General features: G+C 70.8%; 18 protein-coding genes, 3 tRNA genes and 1 other RNA gene. 13 read left to right on the forward strand and 9 right to left on the reverse strand.

Annotated elements, in window-relative coordinates:
* The first annotated feature begins 6 nt into the window (after positions 1–6).
* The 5 genes from GB932_RS05800 (at position 7) to GB932_RS05820 (ending at position 3,924) form a co-directional block, all read left to right on the forward strand.
* The gene (locus GB932_RS05800) at positions 7–789 is read left to right on the forward strand and encodes an ATP-binding cassette domain-containing protein (RefSeq protein ID WP_156759725.1); all 783 of its coding nucleotides are present in this window, start codon (positions 7–9) and stop codon (positions 787–789) included.
* A 97-nt stretch (positions 790–886) separates the two neighbouring features.
* Positions 887–958, forward strand: a tRNA-Asn gene (locus tag GB932_RS05805).
* Between the two features lie 242 nt (positions 959–1,200).
* The gene (speB, locus tag GB932_RS05810) at positions 1,201–2,148 is read left to right on the forward strand and encodes an agmatinase (protein ID WP_156759726.1); all 948 of its coding nucleotides are present in this window, start codon (positions 1,201–1,203) and stop codon (positions 2,146–2,148) included.
* Complete coding sequence (locus GB932_RS05815) at positions 2,145–2,549, forward strand: nuclear transport factor 2 family protein (RefSeq protein ID WP_156759727.1); 405 nt, start codon at positions 2,145–2,147, stop codon at positions 2,547–2,549. Before speB ends, GB932_RS05815 begins: the two co-directional genes overlap by 4 nt.
* 22 nt (positions 2,550–2,571) lie before the next feature.
* Positions 2,572–3,924 carry a purine-cytosine permease family protein gene (locus GB932_RS05820; protein WP_306769933.1) on the forward strand — a complete coding sequence of 451 codons (1,353 nt, stop codon included), beginning with the start codon at positions 2,572–2,574 and terminating at the stop codon, positions 3,922–3,924.
* A 15-nt stretch (positions 3,925–3,939) separates the two neighbouring features.
* On the opposite strand, the gene GB932_RS05825 is transcribed toward GB932_RS05820, so the two are convergent.
* The 3 genes from GB932_RS05825 to def all read right to left on the reverse strand — a co-directional run bounded on the left by GB932_RS05825 (position 3,940) and on the right by def (position 6,169).
* On the reverse strand, positions 3,940–4,833 hold the full coding sequence (locus GB932_RS05825) for an Lrp/AsnC family transcriptional regulator (protein ID WP_156759729.1): 894 nt from the start codon (positions 4,831–4,833) through the stop codon (positions 3,940–3,942).
* A gap of 124 nt (positions 4,834–4,957) precedes the next feature.
* Positions 4,958–5,494 carry a septum formation family protein gene (locus GB932_RS05830; protein WP_156759730.1) on the reverse strand — a complete coding sequence of 179 codons (537 nt, stop codon included), beginning with the start codon at positions 5,492–5,494 and terminating at the stop codon, positions 4,958–4,960.
* Between the two features lie 108 nt (positions 5,495–5,602).
* Positions 5,603–6,169 (reverse strand): peptide deformylase, encoded by a 567-nt coding sequence (gene def / locus GB932_RS05835; protein ID WP_156759731.1) that lies wholly within the window; start codon positions 6,167–6,169, stop codon positions 5,603–5,605.
* A gap of 131 nt (positions 6,170–6,300) precedes the next feature.
* On the opposite strand from def, the gene GB932_RS05840 reads away from it, so the two are divergent.
* From GB932_RS05840 to GB932_RS05850, 3 genes are all read left to right on the forward strand, one after another.
* Positions 6,301–7,350: a DMT family transporter gene (locus tag GB932_RS05840; RefSeq protein ID WP_231916010.1), complete on the forward strand. Its 1,050-nt coding sequence runs from the start codon at positions 6,301–6,303 to the stop codon at positions 7,348–7,350.
* A 13-nt stretch (positions 7,351–7,363) separates the two neighbouring features.
* A tRNA-Ile gene (locus GB932_RS05845) sits at positions 7,364–7,438 on the forward strand.
* 144 nt (positions 7,439–7,582) lie between these two features.
* The gene (locus tag GB932_RS05850) at positions 7,583–8,080 is read left to right on the forward strand and encodes a DUF3145 domain-containing protein (protein ID WP_156759732.1); all 498 of its coding nucleotides are present in this window, start codon (positions 7,583–7,585) and stop codon (positions 8,078–8,080) included.
* A gap of 59 nt (positions 8,081–8,139) precedes the next feature.
* Here the strand turns inward: GB932_RS05850 and GB932_RS05855 are convergent, their stop codons facing one another.
* The 6 genes from GB932_RS05855 to aceE form a co-directional block, all read right to left on the reverse strand.
* Positions 8,140–9,381 (reverse strand): beta-ketoacyl-[acyl-carrier-protein] synthase family protein, encoded by a 1,242-nt coding sequence (locus GB932_RS05855; RefSeq protein WP_156759733.1) that lies wholly within the window; start codon positions 9,379–9,381, stop codon positions 8,140–8,142.
* Between the two features lie 76 nt (positions 9,382–9,457).
* Positions 9,458–9,706 (reverse strand): acyl carrier protein, encoded by a 249-nt coding sequence (locus tag GB932_RS05860; RefSeq protein WP_156759734.1) that lies wholly within the window; start codon positions 9,704–9,706, stop codon positions 9,458–9,460.
* Between the two features lie 81 nt (positions 9,707–9,787).
* Complete coding sequence (locus GB932_RS05865; RefSeq protein WP_156759735.1) at positions 9,788–10,789, reverse strand: beta-ketoacyl-ACP synthase III; 1,002 nt, start codon at positions 10,787–10,789, stop codon at positions 9,788–9,790.
* A gap of 34 nt (positions 10,790–10,823) precedes the next feature.
* A complete protein-coding gene (locus GB932_RS05870) occupies positions 10,824–11,747 on the reverse strand; it encodes an ACP S-malonyltransferase (RefSeq protein WP_156759736.1) in 924 nt (307 codons plus the stop codon).
* Between the two features lie 93 nt (positions 11,748–11,840).
* Positions 11,841–13,070, reverse strand: coding sequence for a PucR family transcriptional regulator (locus tag GB932_RS05875; RefSeq protein WP_231916011.1), 1,230 nt, complete (start codon positions 13,068–13,070; stop codon positions 11,841–11,843).
* 72 nt (positions 13,071–13,142) lie between these two features.
* On the reverse strand, positions 13,143–15,872 hold the full coding sequence (gene aceE, locus GB932_RS05880) for a pyruvate dehydrogenase (acetyl-transferring), homodimeric type (protein ID WP_156759737.1): 2,730 nt from the start codon (positions 15,870–15,872) through the stop codon (positions 13,143–13,145).
* Between the two features lie 174 nt (positions 15,873–16,046).
* On the opposite strand from aceE, the gene GB932_RS05885 reads away from it, so the two are divergent.
* From GB932_RS05885 to rnpB, 5 genes are all read left to right on the forward strand, one after another.
* Positions 16,047–16,119 (forward strand) — tRNA-Val (locus GB932_RS05885).
* Position 16,120: 1 nt separating this feature from the next.
* On the forward strand, positions 16,121–16,852 hold the full coding sequence (locus tag GB932_RS05890; protein WP_156759738.1) for a zinc ribbon domain-containing protein: 732 nt from the start codon (positions 16,121–16,123) through the stop codon (positions 16,850–16,852).
* Complete coding sequence (locus tag GB932_RS05895; protein ID WP_231916012.1) at positions 16,849–17,322, forward strand: reverse transcriptase-like protein; 474 nt, start codon at positions 16,849–16,851, stop codon at positions 17,320–17,322. The genes GB932_RS05890 and GB932_RS05895 overlap by 4 nt, the downstream gene beginning before the upstream one ends.
* The gene (locus tag GB932_RS05900; RefSeq protein WP_156759740.1) at positions 17,288–19,009 is read left to right on the forward strand and encodes a bifunctional 3'-5' exonuclease/DNA polymerase; all 1,722 of its coding nucleotides are present in this window, start codon (positions 17,288–17,290) and stop codon (positions 19,007–19,009) included. The genes GB932_RS05895 and GB932_RS05900 overlap by 35 nt, the downstream gene beginning before the upstream one ends.
* 47 nt (positions 19,010–19,056) lie before the next feature.
* An RNA gene (rnpB, locus tag GB932_RS05905) (RNase P RNA component class A) lies at positions 19,057–19,409 on the forward strand.
* The last annotated feature ends 24 nt before the right edge of the window (positions 19,410–19,433 follow it).

Below are 19,433 nucleotides of genomic sequence, written 5' to 3' on the forward strand. Positions count from 1 at the left end.
GGAACCATGCGCATTCCCGAGCTGACCGATTGGGCTGTCCGCGCCGATGACCTGAGCGTCTCGCGGGGCCGGGGGCCCGACGCAGTGCGTGCCGTCGACGGCGTCACCGCGGAGCTGCCGTACAGCGGCGCCCTCTGTGTATCGGGGTCGACCGGATCGGGGAAGTCGTCGCTCGCGGCGGCTCTCGCCGGTGGGCGGCGCGACACGCGGATCGTCGGCGGTTCGGCGACGGTGTGCGGCGTCTCTGCGCGGCGACCGGGGAGGGCGCGCAGTGTGCTGACCTACCGCGTCGGGTACCTCTCTCAGGACGCCGGCCCGGGGCTGGATCCCGACCTCACGGTGGGCGAGTCGATCGTGCTGCCGATCGTCGCGCGCGAGCCGAAGGTCGCCCGGCGCGGCCTCGAGGTGCGCGTGTCGAACCTGCTCGACGAGGTGCGGCTGCCGCTCGGCGCCTCCGGCAAGTTCCCGCACGAACTGAGCGCGGGCATGCGGCAGCGCGTCGCGCTCGCGCGCGCCCTCGTGATGGATCCGCGCCTCCTCATCGCCGACGAGCCGCTGACGGGCATCGACGTCGAGGTACGGCATGTCGTGCGCGATGCGATCCTGCGCCGGCGCGCGGAGTGGGGCATGGCGGCGTTCGTCGTGACGAACGACTCGGCCTTCGCCGACGAGATCGGCGCCGACCGGATCGTCCTCGACCAGGGATCCGTCGTCACGACGCGGCGCGCGGGGGAGGACCCCATCGTCACGCCGGGGGCGGAGGACGCCCTCGCCTTCCTGGAGGCGTGACGGCGCCGACGCGACGCGCCCGGATGCAGGCCCGGTTTCGAAGACGGCGCGTGCGTTTGCTAAGCTGTTCGAGTTGCGCGACGCGCAGCGGGAATGATCCTCGGTAGCTCAACGGCAGAGCAGCCGGCTGTTAACCGGCAGGTTATTGGTTCGAATCCAATCCGGGGAGCGAACAGGCCTCCACCCTTCGGGGTGGGGGCCTTCTCCGTATCCGGCGAGATTCCGCGGGCTGCGACGCGGCGCGTTCAGAAATCCTGTCTCGCAGTCTTTCTGATGGACACGAGCGGAGGATCCGCCGACTCCGGTGCGCAGAAAGCCAGTGATCGCCGCCTTCTACTGGACTTCTTCGCTTGCCGCGGTGAGCCGCACGCGCCTACGATCCGGGGAGATCCGATACCAGGAGGCTCCGCCATGACCGATCCCATCGGCCCCGTCGACGCATCCGTCGTCCCTCGCTATGCGGGCATCGCCACCTTCGCGCGCCTGCCCCGCATCGACGAGGTCGACCGCGCAGACATCGCCGTCGTCGGCGTTCCCTTCGACAGCGGCGTGAGCTATCGGCCGGGCGCGCGATTCGGTCCGTCCCATGTGCGGGAGGCGTCGCGCCTCCTGCGCCCGTTCAACCCCGCGCAGGGCGTGGCGCCGTTCGCGTCGCAGCAGGTCGTCGACGCGGGCGACATCGCTGTGAACCCCTTCGACATCGACGACGCGATCCGCGCGGTCGACGAGGCGGCGACCGCGCTGCGTGCGGGAGGCACCCGGCTGGTGGCGCTCGGCGGTGATCACACGATCGCCCTGCCGCTCCTGCGCTCCGTCGCCCGCGACCACGGCCCCGTCGCGGTGATCCACTTCGACGCCCACCTCGACACGTGGGACACCTACTTCGGCGCACCCGTCACGCACGGAACGCCGTTCCGCCGCGCGAGCGAAGAGGGCCTCATCGATCGGACCGCGAGCGTGCACGTCGGCACGCGCGGCCCCCTGTACGGGGAGTCGGATCTGCTCGACGACGAGCGCCTGGGGTTCGCGATCGTGACGAGCGAACAGATCGAGGAGGACGGCGTCGAACGCGCGATCGAGCGGATCCTGTCCCGCGTCGGCGACGCGCCCGTCTACATCTCGATCGACATCGACGTCCTCGACCCCGCCCACGCGCCGGGCACGGGAACCCCTGAGGCCGGCGGGCTCACCTCGCGCGAGCTGCTGCGCATCGTGCGCGCCCTCGCCGGTCGCCCCATCGTCGGGGCCGACGTCGTCGAGGTCGCCCCCGCATATGACCACGCGCAGCTCACAGCCGTCGCGGCCTCTCACCTCGCGTACGAGCTCATCAGCGCGATGGCGCCCAGGGAGACGCGATGAGCATCCGGACGCCCGGCGCGGCGGAGGTGCGCGCCGCCGCCGCGGCCATCGTCGACGCGTTCGCTGCGAACGACGGCGAGCGCTACTTCGCAGCCTTCGCCCGCGACGCCGCCTTCGTCTTCCATCCCGAGCCCGCCCGGCTCGACGACAGGGCGAGCTATGAACGGCTCTGGGAGTCGTGGCGCGAGAGCGGCTGGGCCGTCGTCGCCTGCGACTCGGAGGACGTCCTCGTGCAGGCCTTCCCCGGCGGCGCCGTCTTCAGCCACACCGTCGCGACGCGCATCAGGACCGCCGACGGCGAGGAGGCCTATCGCGAGCGCGAGAGCATCGTCTTCCGCATCGACGACGATCGCCTGGTCGCCGTCCACGAGCACCTCTCGGCGATCTCCTCCGCCGAGTGACCCCCCAGACAAGGAGACGATGATGTCATCCGAACGCAGGCGCGAAACCCCCGCTGACGCCACCGGACCCGTCACGGGCACGCTCGCGACGCCGAGAGTCGGCATGATCTGGCTCGCCGCCAATCTCGTCGTGACGACGCTGCTCACGGGCACGCTCTTCGTGCCCGGCATCGACTACGGCGGCGCGATCGCGATGATCGTCGTCGGCACGCTCGCCGGTGCCGCGGTCCTCGCGGCCGTCGGGAACATCGGCACACGCACGGGACTGCCCACCATGGCGCTCACGCGCGGATCCTTCGGCACGCGCGGAAGCCTGCTGCCCCTCGCGGCGAACGTCTTCGTCCTCATGGGGTGGAGCTGGGTGCAGGCGATGCTCGCGGGCGTCACAGTCGACGCCCTCGTCTCGCAGCTGACCGGCTACTCGAACCCCGTGCTGTTCTCGGTCCTGTGCCAGGCGATCGTGGTCGTGCTCGCGATCTTCGGCCACGAGGGGATCGCCCGCGTCGAGCCCTGGCTCGCGGTGCTCATGCTCGTCGTCATCGGGTGGATGTTCATCCAGGGGTTCCGCGCGTTCCCGCCCGCAGAGTACTTCGAGATCCGGCCCACCGGCGAGCTCACGCACGTGTTCGTGCTCGACATCGTCATCGCGACGGCGATCTCGTGGACCGTGCTCTCGGCCGACTTCAACCGGCTCGCGCGCACCTCGCGGGCGGGGATCGTCGGATCCGTCGCGGGCTACGCGACCTCGACGATCGTGTCGATGTCGCTCGGCGCGACGGCGTTCGCGTACATCCTGCTCTCAGGCACGGACGCCGCCCAGTTCGACCCGACTGCACTCGTCACCGCATTCGGTGCTCCGATCGCGATCGTGATCTTCATCTCGGTCATGGCGACGAACACGATGGTCGTGTACGGCATGACGACGTCCGTCATGAACTCGCTTCCGGGCCGCCAGCCGCGCTTCCTGCCCACGGCGCTCGTACTCGGCGCCGTCTCGATCGCAGGCTCGATGTGGCTCGCGCTGCTCGACCAGTTCACGACCTTCCTCGTGATGATCGGCGCGTTCTTCGTGCCGGTGTTCGCGATCATGATCGTGGACTATTACATCATCCGACGCTCGTCATACAGCGCGGACATCCTCCGCGCGACGGGCGGCCGCTACTGGTTCGTGGGCGGAGTGAACCCGATCGCGATCGCGGCCTGGCTCGTCGGCGCCGTCGTGTCGTACCTGCTCACGTATGTGTGGCCGAGCCCCATCGGGGCGACGGCGGCGGCCTTCGTCGTGACGTTCCTGATCTACCTCGCGGCGATGCTCCCGTTCCGTGCGCGGTCGCACACAGAACGCAGCGTGCACCTCGCCGCGGTGCCGGACTGACGCACGGCCCGCCGCTCATGCGCCGGCGGGCCGCAGGGCGCGGGCGTAATCCTCCTTCAGGACCGCGAGGTGGAGCCAGGTCTCGACCCGCGCCACGCCGGGCAGGGAACGGAGGCGCTCGAGGCTCTCGAACAGCGCACCGGCCGTCGGCCCGACGAGCGTCGCGACCGCATCGAACCTCCCGAGCGTCCGGGCCGCGAAATCGACTCCGCGGTCCTCGCGGAGTGCGTCGAGCACCGCCTCGTCGTCGGCGTCGAGGGTGAGCCCGACGCCCATCGAGAGCTGGCGATGCGCGAGGCCGCGCGCCTCGACGGCGCTGATGGTGATGACGCCGCCGGTGACGAGGCGGCGGACACGCGTGGTGACGGCGGACGGAGACAGGCGCACGGCCTCGCCGAGCGCGCGGTAGCTCATCCTGCCGTCGCGTTGAAGCAGCTCGATGAGCGACATGTCGGTGTCGTCGATCACCAGGTCGCCCCGGTACTCCGATACGAAGAAGCCCTTGATGACCGCGACGTAGATGAGCGTGCTGATGTCGGTGACGTCTGGCAGCCTGCGGATCTCGGCGAGGAGCGCGTGGAGATCCGGCGTCGAGGCCGCGCGCACCTCGGTCACGAGGTCGAATGCGCCCCCGACGGCGGAGACGAGGACGGTCTCGGAGACACCGCGCAGATGCGCGGCGACCGGCTCGACCGATCCGTCCGTGCGGATCGACACGTGCGCGAGCACGTGGTGACCCAGGAAGGCGGGATCGACAGCGGCGACCACCCGCACGGCGCCGCCTGCCAGCAGCTCGTGCAGGCGAGCCGAGACCGTGGCGCGAGAGTGCCCCAGGCGCATCGACAGCGCGTGGATGCTCGCACGGCCGTCCTCCTGCAGCGCCCGGATCAGGTCCGCGTCGAGGTCCATCGTCCCCGGTCTCCTTCCCGGCACGGATCGCGCGCGATCCGGAACAGACCGCGAGTCTCGCGCGCCTGCCTCCGCGCGGCAGGGGCCCGCCATGCGGCGAGGCCCTGCCGCACGGTTCGCGGCGTCAGCGCGCGGCGCCTTCGAGGCTTCCCTCGACCTGCACGACCTCCATGCCGTTCGGGTCGGACGCCTCGAAGACGATGCACTGGATGACGTCGTCGCCGTCGGCCCACGACTCGGCGCTGGGGGAGTAGTAGCTGTACCAGAGCGCCTCCGACTCCTGGAACGGAACCCCGACGAACTTCTCGAACTCGGCGTCGCAGCGGGGGCCGGCGTCCTCCTCGATCGCGGCGTCGCCCGGCCATTCCTCGCCGAGGTCGAGCGAGTACTCGTAGTAGAACTCGTAGTCGTGCGGGTCGGCGCAGGGGACGATCTCGATGTCGTAGATCTCGTCGCCGGTCGCGTCGGGCTCGAGCAGGCAGTCGCCGACCTTGATGTCGAAGACCGATTCGGTGCCGCTCTCGGTGACCTCGTCCGTCTCGGCGTCGCGCTCGGCACCCCCGAGCAGGGAGCTGATGCTGCCGCACCCGGCGAGGGAGGCGGCGAGGAGGAGCGCGCCTCCGACGGCGGCGAATCGGGCGGCTCGGTGCTGAGAGAACATGCGGTATCCAGTCTGTGTCGCTGTGTCGTGGCGGGAGGGGACAGTCGCCCGCCGCGAGTGACGTTACCGGATCCGGCGCTGGATGCCCCGTCGGAATCGTTCGGGCCCTCAGGCCTCCAGGTCGTCGATCCCCGGGGTCCAGCTCGCACCGGGAACGCCCCATCGGCGCTTCTTCGCGATCTTCTGCGCGGTCTTCCAGTCGCCGTCTCCGAGGCGGTCGATGTAGATCACACCGTCGAGGTGGTCGAACTCGTGCTGCATGATGCGCGCGCGCCACCCGGACACCTCGAGCCGCACAGGCTCTCCCTCGATGTCGGTGCCGGTCACGATCACGCGATCCGCGCGCCGCAGCGGGAAGCTCTCGCCGGGGAAGGACAGGCAGCCCTCCGACTCGGTGTCCTCGTCGGGGTCGCCCGGCTCGGGCGGCGTCATCCACAGCTCGGGGTTGATGACCTCGCCCCGCCAGGGGTTCCCGTCGTCATCCTCGTACGTGTAGGTGTAGATCCGGAGGCCCACGCCGACCTGCGGAGCCGCCAGGCCGACGCCGGGCGCGGCGTCCATCGTCTCGTACATGTCGGCGACGAGCGTGCGGATCTCGTCGGTGATCTCGTCGACCTCGGTTGCGGGGGCGTGCAGGACGGGGTCGCCCCAGATGCGAATCGGCAGGATGGGCATTCGACCAGGCTACCGAGGCGTCCTGCGAGATCCCGCGCCACGCGTCGTCCTGCTGGGGATATCCCCCGGGCACACCGGACGCGCCCCGCCTTTCACGCGATCCGGCATCTCGGCCCACTAGTGTGAGGGCCGTGACGTGGGGAGAGCCGATCAGCGCGACGGCCGAGGTATCGCCGGACGATCTCATCGGCCTGTTCGACAACCCGGGACTTCTGCTCGGCATCCCGCTGGCGATCGCCGGGGCGGTGTTCATGTCGCTCGGCGCGCAGTATCAGAGCCGCGGCGTCCGCAAGGTCGAGCATCTCGCGGGGAAGACCGGGCGCACGGGCCTCAGCGCCTCCCACATCGTGAGCCTGCTGCGGCGCCCCTCCTGGGTGGTGGGCACCCTGCTGCTCGGCGCCGCGATCTTCTGCCAGCTGTCCGCGCTCGCGATCGCCCCGCTCATCGTCGTGCAGCCTCTCGGGGCGATCTCCCTCGTGATCACGACGCTGCTCAACGCGCAGGCCACCGGCCACATCCCGACCAGAGCATCCCTGACATCGATCGGGCTCTGCCTCGGCGGCATCTTCGTGTTCGTGGTCTTCGCCGCTCTCTATGCGGTGGAGCATCCTCTCGACGACACGCAGCTGCTCGTGCTGCTCGTGATCCTGCTCGTCGTGCTCATCGTGGTCGGCACGGCGTGGATCATGTTCCGGACGCGGGCGGGCGCCCTGTTCTACATCACCGGCGCGGGCATCCTGTACGGCTTCGTCGCGACGCTCGCCAAGGTGATCATCAAGCGGATCCAGGACGGCAACGTCGACCTGCTCACGCTCGCCTGCGCCATCGCCCTCGCGGCCGCGGGCGTCGCCGGCGCGTACTTCGTGCAGACGGCCTACTCGTCGGGGCCGCCGGACCTCGTCATCGCCGGACTCACGGTCGTCGACCCGATCGTCGCCGTCGTCATCGGCGCGACGCTCCTCGATGAGGCCGCCCGTGCGCCGCTCTGGACGATCATCATCTGGACCCTGGCGGGAGCGGTCGCGACGGTCGGGGTCGTGCTCCTCGCGCGCCATCACCCGCAGGTCGTGAGCGAGAGCCAGGAGCTCCCGATCCGCCGGGGGAGCGACGGCGGCACCGCCGCCGCGGATCGCACAAGCGACAAGCGCACCGACGACGAGGATCGCGGCGACTACCGATAGGCTCGATGCGCCCGGGGCGGTAGCCAAGATGGTCAAGGCAACGAGCTCATAACTCGACGATCCGTGGGTTCAAGTCCCACCCGCCCCACGCGAATTCGCGAGTGTGCCGCGCCTGCTTGTCTTTCCGGGCCGCGTGGGACACAATACGAGGGAACAGCCGAATACGTCAGATCGCCAGATCAGCGCCGTTCAGGTACGGAGGGGAAGCCGCACCTGACGAAACGGAGAGATCATGGCGACACCAGTTGCGCGCGGAGTGGTCTTCATCCACTCGGCCCCGAAAGCGCTGTGCCCGCACCTCGAGTGGGCCGTCGGGCGCTCCATCGGCAAGGCCGTGAACTTCGCCTGGCAGGATCAGCCGGTCCTCGGCGGAGCCCGACGCGCCGAGTTCGTCTGGGACGGCCCGGCCGGCACAGGCGCCGCGATCGCGACGGCGATCCGCGGCTGGGAGCACCTGCGGTTCGAGGTCACGGAGGAGCCGACGCCCCGTTCGACGGGCGGGCGCTGGATGCACACGCCCGATCTCGGGATCCATTTCTCGCCCATGGACGCCGCGGGCAGCATCGTGGTGCCCGAGGAGCGGATCCGCGCGGCGCTGGAGAACCTCGACCCGCTCGAGATGAGGCGCGAGCTCGACACCGCGCTCGGCAGCGCCTGGGACGACGAGCTCGAGATCTTCCGCACGGCCGGGGACGACGCGCCCGTCGTGTGGCTCCACAAGGTCGGCTGACGCCCGCACAGACCAACGGCGGCCCCCGGAGAACACTCCGGGGGCCGCCGTGATGCGGCTCAGCCCTCGTAGGACGCGAACGCGGCGACCGCGTTGTGTCCGCCGAAGCCGAAGGAGTTGCTGATCGCGAGCTGGGGGCCGTCGCCGAGCGGCTGCGGAGCGGTCGACAGCTGGAACGGCACGTCGGGATCCTGCTCGGTCATGTTGATCGTCGGCGGGGCGACGCGGTCGCGGAGCGCCAGGACGGTGTAGACCGCCTCGAGAGCGCCGGTGCCGCCCAGCAGATGGCCCGTCGAGGCCTTCGTCGCCGAGACGGGGATGTCGTCGACGCGGGAGCCGAACACCCTCTTGAGAGCGACGTACTCGTTGGGATCTCCGACGGGGGTGGAGGTCGCGTGGGCGTTGATGTGCGTCACATCGTCGGGTGACGCGCCGGCCTGCTCGAGCGCCTGCTCCACCGCGCGCGCCGCACCGGCGCCCTCCGGGTCGTTGCCCGTGATGTGGTAGGAGTCCGCCGTCACGCCGCCGCCGACGAGGTAGGCGTAGATCCGCGCGCCGCGTGCACGGGCGTGTTCCTCCGTCTCGAGCACGAGCGCGGCCCCGCCCTCGCCCATGACGAATCCGTCGCGGTCGATCGCTCCGGGTCGGGAGGCGCCCGCGGGGTCGTCGTTGCGTCGCGAGAGCGCCTGGGCCGAGGCGAACGACGCCACCGTGATCGGATGGATCGCCGACTCGGCGCCTCCGGCGATCACGACGTCGGCCAGGCCGTCCTGCAGGTGCTGGTAGGCGTTCCCGATCGACTCCGTGCTGGAGGCGCAGGCGCTGACCACCGTGCGGGCGAAGGCCTTCGCGCCGAACTGCAGCGAGAGGTTGCCCGCCCCGGCGTTCGGCATGAGCATCGGGACCGTCAGGGGCATCACGCGCCGGGGTCCCTTCTCGCGCAGCGTGTCCCATGCGTCCAGCAGGGTCCATACGCCGCCGATGCCCGTGGCCCAGTCGATGCCGAGGCGCTCGGGCGCGACGTCCGGGGCGCCGGCGTCCTCCCATGCCTCGCGGGCGGCGATGAGGGCGAACTGCGTCGACGGGTCGAGACGCTTCGCCTCATGACGAGGCAGCACCTCTGCGGGCCGAACGGCGGCCTCCGCGGCGAACGTGACGGGGAGGCTGTACTCCTCGACCCAGTCGTGCTCGAGGGTGCGCGCGCCCGATACGCCGTCGAGGAGGTTCTTCCAGTTGTCCGCCACGGTGCCGCCTAGGGCTGATGTGGCGCCCATACCGGTCACGACGATGCGCTTGGTCATTCGAGGTTCCCTTGCTCCGAGTTGTTCAGCGATGACGGGGCGCCGCGCCGCTCATGCGACGCGACGCCCGCATGTCTCACTCCGCGTTCGACGTGATGAAGTCGACCGCGTCCTTCACCGTCTTGAGGTTCTTGACCTCGTCGTCCGGGATCGTCACGCTGAACTTCTCCTCGGCGTTGACGACGATCGTCATCATCGAGATCGAGTCGATGTCGAGGTCGTCGGTGAACGACTTCTCCAGCGCGACCTCGCCGGCGTCGATTCCGGTCTCGTCGGTGATGAGCTCGGCCAGGCCCGCGAGGACCTCATCGGTGTTGAGTGCCATGGATTCTCTCCTTGATAGTGGCTGTTCGGGTTCGGTTGGCTCGGGAAACCGCCACTCAGTCTATGGGTGACGGGGCTCCGTTCACGGCAGGACGACGACCTGCGCGGCGTAGACGAGGCCCGCGCCGAAGCCGATCTGCAGCGAGAGGCCGCCCGAGAGCTCGGGTCGCTCCTGCAGGAGGCGATGTGTGGCGAGCGGGATCGACGCGGCGGACGTGTTGCCCGTCGTCTCGACATCGCGCCCGATCGCGACGCTCTCAGGCAGGCCGAGCTGCTTGGCGAACTCGTCGATGATGCGACCGTTGGCCTGGTGCGGCACGAACGCGGCGAGGTCCTCGGCGCGGACGCCCGCGTCATCGAGGGCCTTCTTGGCGACCTTCACCATGTCCCACACCGCCCAGCGGAAGACGCTCGGCCCCTCCTGGCGCAGCGTGGGCCACTCGGCCTCGCCGTCGCGGAACTCGGTGAGCGTGGCGTTCATGCCCACGAGCGCGGCCTTCGAGCCGTCGGATCCCCACTGGGAAGCCGAGACGCCCGGCGTCTCGCTCGGCCCGAGAACCGCGGCGCCCGCGCCGTCGCCGAGCAGGAACGAGATCGAGCGGTCGGTCGGATCGACGATGTCGCTGAGCTTCTCCGCGCCGACCACGACGGCGTAGGTGGTCGCGCCGGTGCGGATCAGCGCGTCGGCCTGTGCGATGCCGTAGCAGTACCCGGCGCACGCCGCGTTGGTGTCGTACGCGGCGGCCGGCGTGGCCCCGATCGCGTCGGCGACGACGGCCGACATGGACGGCGTCTGCTGCACGTTGCTGATCGTGGCGCAGATGACGAGCCCGATCTGCGACGGGTCGATGCCGGCCTTCTCGACCGCCTCCTTCGCGGCGGCGATCGCGAGATCCGTCGCGCTCGTGGTCTTGTCGGCGCGCGTGCGCGTCACGATGCCCGTGCGCTGGCGGATCCACTCGTCGCTCGAGTCGATCGGGCCCACGAGGGCGTCGTTCGGGACGGGGTTCTCGCCGCGCGCGGCACCCATCGCGAGGATGCGGGAGTGAGCGTGGGTGGGTGCTTCTGTGAGGACGGGGGTCATCTCTTCTTCTTACGACTCTTCCTGCGGCCGGCGATCAGTGGGCGGACTCGGCGAGCAGGTCGCGCGCCGCGGCCAGGTCGTCGGGGGTCTTGACGGCGACCGCCGGTGTGCCGCGCAGGCCCCGCTTGGCGAGGCCGACGAGCGCGCCCGCGGGGGTGAGCTCGACGAGACCGGCGACGGACGCCTCGGCGAACGCGGCCATGCAGAGGTCCCAGCGGACGGGATTCTGCACCTGGTGCACGATGAGCTCGAGGGCGCGCGCACCGGAGGTCACGATGCTCCCGTCGCTGTTCGTCCACAGCGGCAGAGTCGGGTCGGAGACGGCGTCGATCGCGTCGACGGCGCTCTGGAGCGCCGCGCGCGCGGGCTCCATGTAGCTCGTGTGGAAGGCGCCGGCGACCTGGAGCGGGATCACGCGCGCGCCGCGCGGTGCGGCCTCGGCGAGCACCGAGAGACCCTCCCGGGATCCGGCCGCGACGATCTGGCCGCCGCCGTTGTGGTTGGCGGGGGAGAGGCCGGCGTCGGAGATCGCAGCGAGCACCTGGTCCTCGACGCCGCCCACGACCGCGCTCATGCCCGTGTCTGCGAGCGCGGCGGCCTCGGCCATCGCGCGGCCGCGCGCGCCGACGAGGCGCATGCCGTCGAGGTCGCCGATGACGCCCGCCGCCACGAGTGCGGCGATCTCGCCGACGGAGTGGCCGGCGACGCCGCCGAACGCGGCGCGCTCGTCGGATCCCAGCTGCTGCCAGGCCAGGAGACTCGCGGCGACGATGAGCGGCTGGGCGACCGAGGTGTCGCGGATCGCGTCCGCGTCCCATTCGGTTCCGGCGGCGACGAGGTCGACGCCCGAGGCCTCCGAGTAGCTGTCGAGGCGCTCGCGCGCGCCGTCGATCTCGAGCCAGGGTGCGAGGAATCCGGGGGTCTGGGAGCCCTGTCCGGGGAATGCGGCGACGATCACCCGATCCATTCTTCCCCCGTCCGTCCGCCCGGGGCTGGCGCCGCTCTCACAAGAATCGGGCATCGCATTGTGCGAACCCCACGAAGCGGGCCATCAGCGGCGTTCGCCGCGCCGCGCCGCGTGACGGCGTTTGAGCGATTCCGACGAGCCGATGGATCCGAGGATCAGCGACGTCTGCAGGATGAGCGCCTCGCGCGGGCCCGTGGCGTCCCAGCCGATCACGTCCGTCACCCGCTTGAGCCGATACCGCACGGTGTTGGGGTGCACGAACAGCTCGCGGGCGGTCGCCTCGAGGGAGCGCCCGTTGTCGAGGTAGCTCCACAGGGTCGTCACGAGGTCGGTCGAGTGCCCCTCGAGCGGGCGGTAGATGCGCTCGATGAGGGTCTGCTTCGCGACGACGTCTCCGGCCAGTGCGCGCTCGGGGAGGAGATCGTCCGCCTCGACGGGCCGGGGAGCCCCCCGCCACGACGCCGCGACGGCGAAGCCGGCGAGCGCGGCGCGGGCGCTGCGGCTCGCGTCGACGAGCGCGTCCATCGTGGGGCCGATCACGAGGTGCCCTGTGCCGAAGAAGGGCTCCAGCTGCGTCGCGATCTCCCGGAAGCTCAGCGCGTCGTCGTCGGGCGCCGCCTCCTGGCCCGGCGCCTCCGCGCGGCCGAGCACGAGCACGAGCCGCGAGCCCTGCACGCCGATGAGCACATCGACGCCGAGCTTCCTCGCGCGACGGCGCACCAGGTCGACATCGAACGACGGCGGCGTCGTGCCCACGAGCACGCACACCTCCCCGTGGCCGTGCCAGCCGAGAGCCGCGATGCGGCTCGGGAGCTCGTCGTCGGTCTCGCCCGTGAGGATCGTGTCGACGACGAGAGCCTCGAGTCGCGCGTCCCACAGGCCACGCGACTCCGCGGCGCGCGCGTAGACATCGGCGGCGGTGAAGGCGACGTCGCGCGAGTAGAGCAGGATCGCCTCGCGCAGGTGATCCCCGCGGCCGGCGACCTTCTCCTCTGTCACGTCGACCGTCACGCGCACGAGCTGCAGCGTCTGCTGGAGGCTCACGCTGCGCAGCAGCTCCCGCGGCGCCGCCGCGAAGATGTCGGCCGTGATCGTCGGCGCCTCGCTCGGATCCTGGTACCACTCGATGAACGAGGTGATGCCGGCCTGCGCCACGAGGCCCACGGCGGATCGTCGGGCGGGCGGCATCTCGGCGTACCAGGGGAGGGTCTCCTCGAGGCGCCGGAGCGTCGCGGTCGAGATGTCGCCCGAGATCCTCCTGAGCCACGCGAGGGTGGCCTGCTTGTCCATCGTTGCGCGCGTGCTGTCGGTCATGTCACTCCCTCGTGGGACAGCGGGGCGAGGCTCCGCGCTGGGAGCCTCGCCCGGTCGAGTGTCGGCGACGTATCAGGCGTCGCCGCCCTCGTTGCCCGAGGTGCCGGCGTTGACGTCGTGCAGGCGGTACTTCTCGATCGCCTGCGCCAGGACCGAACGGTCGACCTTGCCCTGCTCGGCGAGCATCTGGAGCGCCTTGACCGTCATCGACGCGCCGTCGATCTTGAAGAACCGGCGCGCGGCGGCGCGCGTGTCGCTGAAGCCGAATCCGTCCGCGCCGAGGGTGCCGTACGGTCCGGGGATCCAGGGGCGGATCTGGTCCTGCACGCCGTGCACGAAGTCGCTCGTCGCGACGAAGGGCTGCCCCTCCGCGTGCCGCAGCTTCTCGGTCACATAGGCGGTCTGCGGCTCGTCCTCGGGGTGCAGCAGGTTGTGCTCGTCGACAGCCAGGCCATCGCGACGCAGCTCGTTCCAGCTCGTCACCGACCACACGTCGGCGACGACGCCCCAGTCGTTCTTGAGCATCTCCTGCGCCTCGCTCGCCCACGGCACGCCGACGCCCGAGGCGAGCAGCTGCACGCGGGGGCCGTCGCCGGATCCCTCGGACACGCGGTGGATGCCGCGGACGATGCCGTCGACGTCCACGCCCTCGGGCTCCGCGGGCTGCTTCATCGGCTCGTTGTACACCGTGAGGTAGTACATGACGTCGGGGTCGGGGTGAGTGCCGCCGTACATGCGCTCGACGCCCGACTGCACGATGTGCGAGACCTCGTAGCCGAAGGCGGGGTCGTACGACACGACGGCCGGGTTGGTCGACGCGAGGAGCGGCGAATGCCCGTCTGCGTGCTGCAGGCCCTCGCCCGTCAGGGTCGTGCGGCCCGCGGTCGCGCCGATGACGAAGCCCTTCGCCATCTGATCGCCCGCCGCCCAGAAGGCGTCGCCCGTGCGCTGGAAGCCGAACATCGAGTAGAAGATGTAGACCGGGATCAGTGTCTCGCCGTGTGTCGCATACGACGTGCCCGTCGCCGTGAACGCCGCGGTCGCGCCGGCCTCGTTGATGCCGACGTGCATGATCTGACCCTCAGGGCTCTCCTTGTAGGCGAGCAGCAGGTCGCGGTCGACCGAGAGGTAGTTCTGGCCGTTGTGGTTGTAGATCTTCGCCGACGGGAAGTACGAGTCCATGCCGAAGGTGCGGGCCTCGTCGGGGATGATCGGCACGATGCGGTTGCCGAATCCCTTGACGCGCATGAGGTCCTTGAGCATCCGGACGAAGGCCATCGTCGTGGCGACCTCCTGGTTGCCCGAGCCCTTCTTCGGCAGCGCGTAGTCCTTGTCCTTCGGCAGCTCGAGCGGCACGTTCGTCGTGCGGCGCTCGGGCAGGAAGCCGCCGAGCTGGCGGCGACGCTCGCGCATGTACTGGATCGTGTCGTCGCCCTCGCCCGGGTGGTAGTACGGCGGGCGGTACGGGTCGTCCTCGAACTGCTTGTCCGAGACGGGGATCTGCATCGTGTCGCGGAAGAGCTTGAGGTCGTCGAGCGTCATCTTCTTCATCTGGTGGGTCGCGTTGCGGCCCTCGAAGTGCGGCCCGAGGCCGTAGCCCTTGATCGTGTGGGCGAGGATGACCGTCGGCTGGCCCTTGTGCTCCATCGCGGCCTTATAGGCGGCGTAGACCTTGCGGTAGTCGTGTCCTCCGCGCTGCAGCGCCCAGACCTGGTCGTCGGTGTAGTTCTCGACGAGCTTGAGTGCGCGGGGGTCACGGCCGAAGAAGTTCTCGCGCACGAAGGCGCCGTCCTCGGTCTTGAACGTCTGGAAGTCGCCGTCGGGCGTCGTGTTCATGAGGTTGAGCAGCGCGCCGTCGAGGTCACGCGCCAGCAGCTCGTCCCAGCCGCGGCCCCAGATGAGCTTGATGACGTGCCAGCCCGCGCCACGGAAATAGCTCTCGAGCTCCTGGATGATCTTGCCGTTGCCGCGCACCGGACCGTCGAGGCGCTGCAGGTTGCAGTTGATCACGTAGGTGAGGTTGTCCAGGCCCTCGTTCGCCGCGACCTGCAGCTGACCGCGCGACTCGACCTCGTCCATCTCGCCATCGCCCAGGAACGCCCAGACATGCGAGTCGGCGACGGGCTTGATGCCGCGCGCCTGGAGGTACTTGTTGGTCATCGCCTGGTAGATGGCGTTGATCGGACCGAGGCCCATCGACACCGTCGGGAACTGCCAGAAGTCGGGCAGCATGCGCGGGTGGGGGTACGACGGCAGTCCGAGCGGTGCGGCGGACTTCTCCTGGCGGAACCCGTCGAGCTGCTGCTCGGACAGGCGGCCTTCGAGGAAGGCGCGGGCGTACATGCCGGGGGAGGCATGGCCCTGGTAGAAGATCTGGTCGCCGCCGACGGCGTCGTCGAGGCCGCGGAAGAAGTGGTTGTGGCCCACCTCGTAGAGCGATGCGGCCGACGCATACGTCGAGATGTGGCCGCCGACGCCGACGCCGGGGCGCTGCGCGCGGTGCACCGTGATCGCGGCGTTCCAGCGGATCCAGTGGCGGTAGCGGCGCTCCAGCTCCTCGTCACCGGGGAACTCGGGCTCGTCCTCGGCCGAGATCGTGTTGACGTAGTCGGTCGTCGGCACCATCGGCACGCCGAGGCGACGCTCCTTCGAACGGCTCAGCAGGCTGAGCATGACCTCGCGGCCGCGCTGCGAGCCCTTCGCGTCGACGAGCTGGTCGAGGGATTCCTGCCATTCGGCGGTCTCCTCCGGGTCGCTGTCGACGGCACCCTGCGAGTACGGATCCTGATCGTGAACTGCCACCGGGGGACCTTTCGTCGTGCGGGCAGATCGTGCCCGGAAAACTGGATCGGCGCGCACGGAGGCGCGCACCGGGTGTGGCCGGTGCGTACCGCACGCATCTGGGCCCAGCCTAACGACAACGCGGGCAGGGCGTTGCATCGGCCCGGACACGCATCCGCGTAGACTCGAGGGCACGGGTCTTTAGCTCAGCTGGTAGAGCACCTGGTTTACACCCAGGTTGTCGTCGGTTCGATCCCGGCAGGACCCACGTGAAATCCGCTCCCTCCGATCAACGACTTCTCCTCGACCTCGTCGACCTCGACGTCGCGCTCCGGCGTGCGGAGGACGCGCGAGCGAATCCGCCCCAGTCCGCCCGCGTGAAGGAGCTGATCGCTCAGCGGAACGAGCAGGGGCGCGAGCTGGTAGCGCGCACCAACCAGCGCGACGATCAGCAGATGGAGCTCGCGCGCCTCGAGAGCGACATCGACGTGGCGCGGAAGCGCCGCGATCGCGACCGTGAGCGGCTCGACAAGACCGCGATCGCGCGGGACGCCCGCGCGCTCGAGAGCGAGATCGCGTCGCTCGACGCACGCATCGACTCCCTGGAGACGCGCGAGCTCGAGATCATGGAGGCGCTGCAGCAGGCCGAGGCGGCCGTCGCGGAGCAGCAGGCGCTGCTCGACGAGACCACAGCAGAGGGCCAGCGACTCAGCGCCGAGGGCAAGGCCGCAGTGCAGAGGGCGACCGACGATGTCGCCGCTCTCACGCGTGATCGGGCCGCAGTCGCCGCGCGGATCCCCGCCGATCTCCTCGCCGACTACGCGCGCATCGGGAAGCGCGCCCCCGGCGCGGGGCATTTCCAGCAGGGCACCTGCGGGGGATGCCACATGTCGATCTCGCCGCGCGACCTCGCCGCCCTCAAGACGCTGGCGGACGACGAGGTGGCCCACTGCCCGGAGTGCGGATGCATCATGGTGCGCACTGCGGAGTCGGGCCTGTGACCTCCGGAGCGCAGCTGATCGTCGAGGCCGACGGCGGGTCGCGAGGCAATCCGGGCACCGCCGCGGGCGGGGCCGTCGTCATCGACCCGGCCACGGGCGAGGTGCTCGTCGAGGTCGGCATCTTCATCGGTGTCGCGACGAACAACGTCGCCGAGTACAACGGCATGATCGCAGGCCTCGAGGCGGCGTTCGAGCGCGAGCCCGCCGCCGTGCACGTGCGGATGGACTCGAAGCTCGTCGTCGAGCAGATGTCGGGCCGCTGGAAGATCAAGCACCCCGATATGCAGGTGCTCGCGCGCCGCGCCCACGAGCTGATCGCGGGCCGGCGCGTCACATTCGAGTGGGTGCCCCGGGGCGACAACAAGCGCGCGGACGCCGCCGCGAACGAGTCGATGGACGCGGGCGCCAGCTTCCGCCGCGACCTCGACGCGCCGCATGCCGGGCGGCCGAGCGGTGTGCGCTTCTCCTGATCCCCTCCGCGCCGCGCGCCTGATCGCGCTGGGCCGTGCGGGCGGCCGCATCGCGGCCGTCGCCCTCGACGACACCGGCGAGGCCGCCCGCATCGACGTGCCTGTCGACGAGGCGCCGGCCTGGATCGCCGATGTCGAGCGCGCCGGCGGCCCCCGCTGGGTCTGGAGCGACACCCGCGACTGGGCGACCTGGCTGCTCGCGCACGAGACCACCGTGGCGCGATGTCATGACCTGCGGCTGAGCCACGCGATCCTCGCCGCCGCGGAGGGCGGGGCCGCGCCGTCGGCGTGGGACGCGATGCCGGACGCGGCCCCCGCCGACGACGGGCTGTTCCGGATCGAGCCGTCGGGTCCGCGCCTCGACGGGATCGACGAGACCCTCGCGGAATGGGGGCGGCAGGCCGCCGCGCTGCGCGCCTCGCCGCGTTCCGCGGGCCTCCGGCTGCTCCTCGCCGCCGAATCGGCGGGATCCCTCGTCGCGGCGGAGATGCACGCCGCCGGGCTGCCCTGGGACGTGCGCCGACACGAGGAGATCCTCACAGACGAGCTCGGCGCGCGCGGCACGGGCGGGCGGCCCGAGAAGCTCGAGGCGGTCGCGGCCCGCGTGCGGGAGGCGCTCGGGGATCCGTCGGCGAACCTGGACTCCCACCTGCGGCTGCTGCGGTCGCTGCGCGCCGCGGGTGTGCAGGTCGACTCGACGAGCAGATGGGAGCTGTCCGAGCACGACCATCCCGTGATCGAGCCGCTCCTCGAATACAAGCGCCTCTCGCGCCTGCTCAGCGCGAACGGGTGGGCGTGGCTCGACGAGTGGGTCTCCGGCGGCAGATTCCGCCCCGTGTTCGTGCCGGGCGGCGTCGTGACGGGCCGATGGGCGTCCTCGGGCGGGGGCGCGCTGCAGCTCCCGCGCCAGCTGCGCCCCGCGGTGCGCGCGGATGCCGGCTGGCGCATCATCGACGCGGACGTCGCGCAGCTCGAGCCGCGGGTTCTCGCCGCCATGGCCCGCGACGAGGACATGGCGCGCGCCGCGGCCGGCCGGGACCTCTACGAGGGCATCGTCGCGTCGGGCGCCGTCGCGACGAGGTCGGAGGCCAAGATCGCCGTCCTCGGGGCCATGTACGGCGCGACGACGGGCGACTCGGGGCGGCTCGTTCCCCGGCTGCGCCGCGTGTTCCCCGCCGCGATGCGCCTCGTCGACGACGCGGCGCGTTCGGGCGAGCGGGGCGACACGGTCGCGACGTGGCTCGGGCGCACCAGCCCGCCGCCGGGCGATGCCTGGCACGAGCAGCAGTCGCGCGCATCGGCCATGGGGGCGTCCGGCGCGGAAGAGGCCCGTGCGCGACGTGCGGCGCGCGACCACGGACGGTTCACCCGCAACTTCGTCGTGCAGGGGACGGCGGCCGAGTGGGCGCTCGCGTGGATGGCGGATCTGCGGCTCCGCCTCGCGGCCCTGCCGCCCGTCGAGGCGTCGGAGGCGGCCCCGCGCTCCGGATCCCTCTTCGGCCGACGTGCGCACCTGGCGTTCTTCCTGCACGACGAACTCATCGTGCACGCCCCCGCGTCGCTCGCCGACGCGGCGGCCGAGGCGATGCGAGAATCGGCCGCCGCCGCAGGCCGGACCCTGTTCGGCGACTTCCCGATCGACTTCCCCCTGGATCTGCGGGTGTCGGACGGCCTCGAAGCCCACTGACCGGCGGCGTTCCGGCCTCCCGCGAGCGGATAGACTGGGGGTGCGAATGGGTCGGCCGGGCGGTCGCGTCGCGCGTCAGCGCGCCGAGGAACGTCCGGGCTCCGCAGAGCAGGGCGGTGGGTAACACCCACCCGGAGAGATCCGCGAGAAAGTGCAACAGAGAGCAGACCGCCGGCTTCGGCCGGTAAGGGTGAAACGGTGGTGTAAGAGACCACCAGGGGCCGTGGTGACACGGCGCGCTGGGTAAACCTCGCCCGGAGCAAGACCAACAGGGGACGCTGAGGCTGCTCGCCGAGTCCCCGGGTAGGTCGCTGGAGCGGCACGGCAACGTGTCGCCGAGAGAGATGGCCGTCCAGGGAGTGATCCCAGACAGAACCCGGCGTACAGGCCGGCCCATTCGCATGAACCGGCCTGCTCCCGGTGC

Origin of the sequence: Microbacterium karelineae (assembly GCF_009745985.1) — a bacterium.
GTDB classification, from domain to species: Bacteria; Actinomycetota; Actinomycetes; order Actinomycetales; family Microbacteriaceae; genus Microbacterium; species Microbacterium karelineae.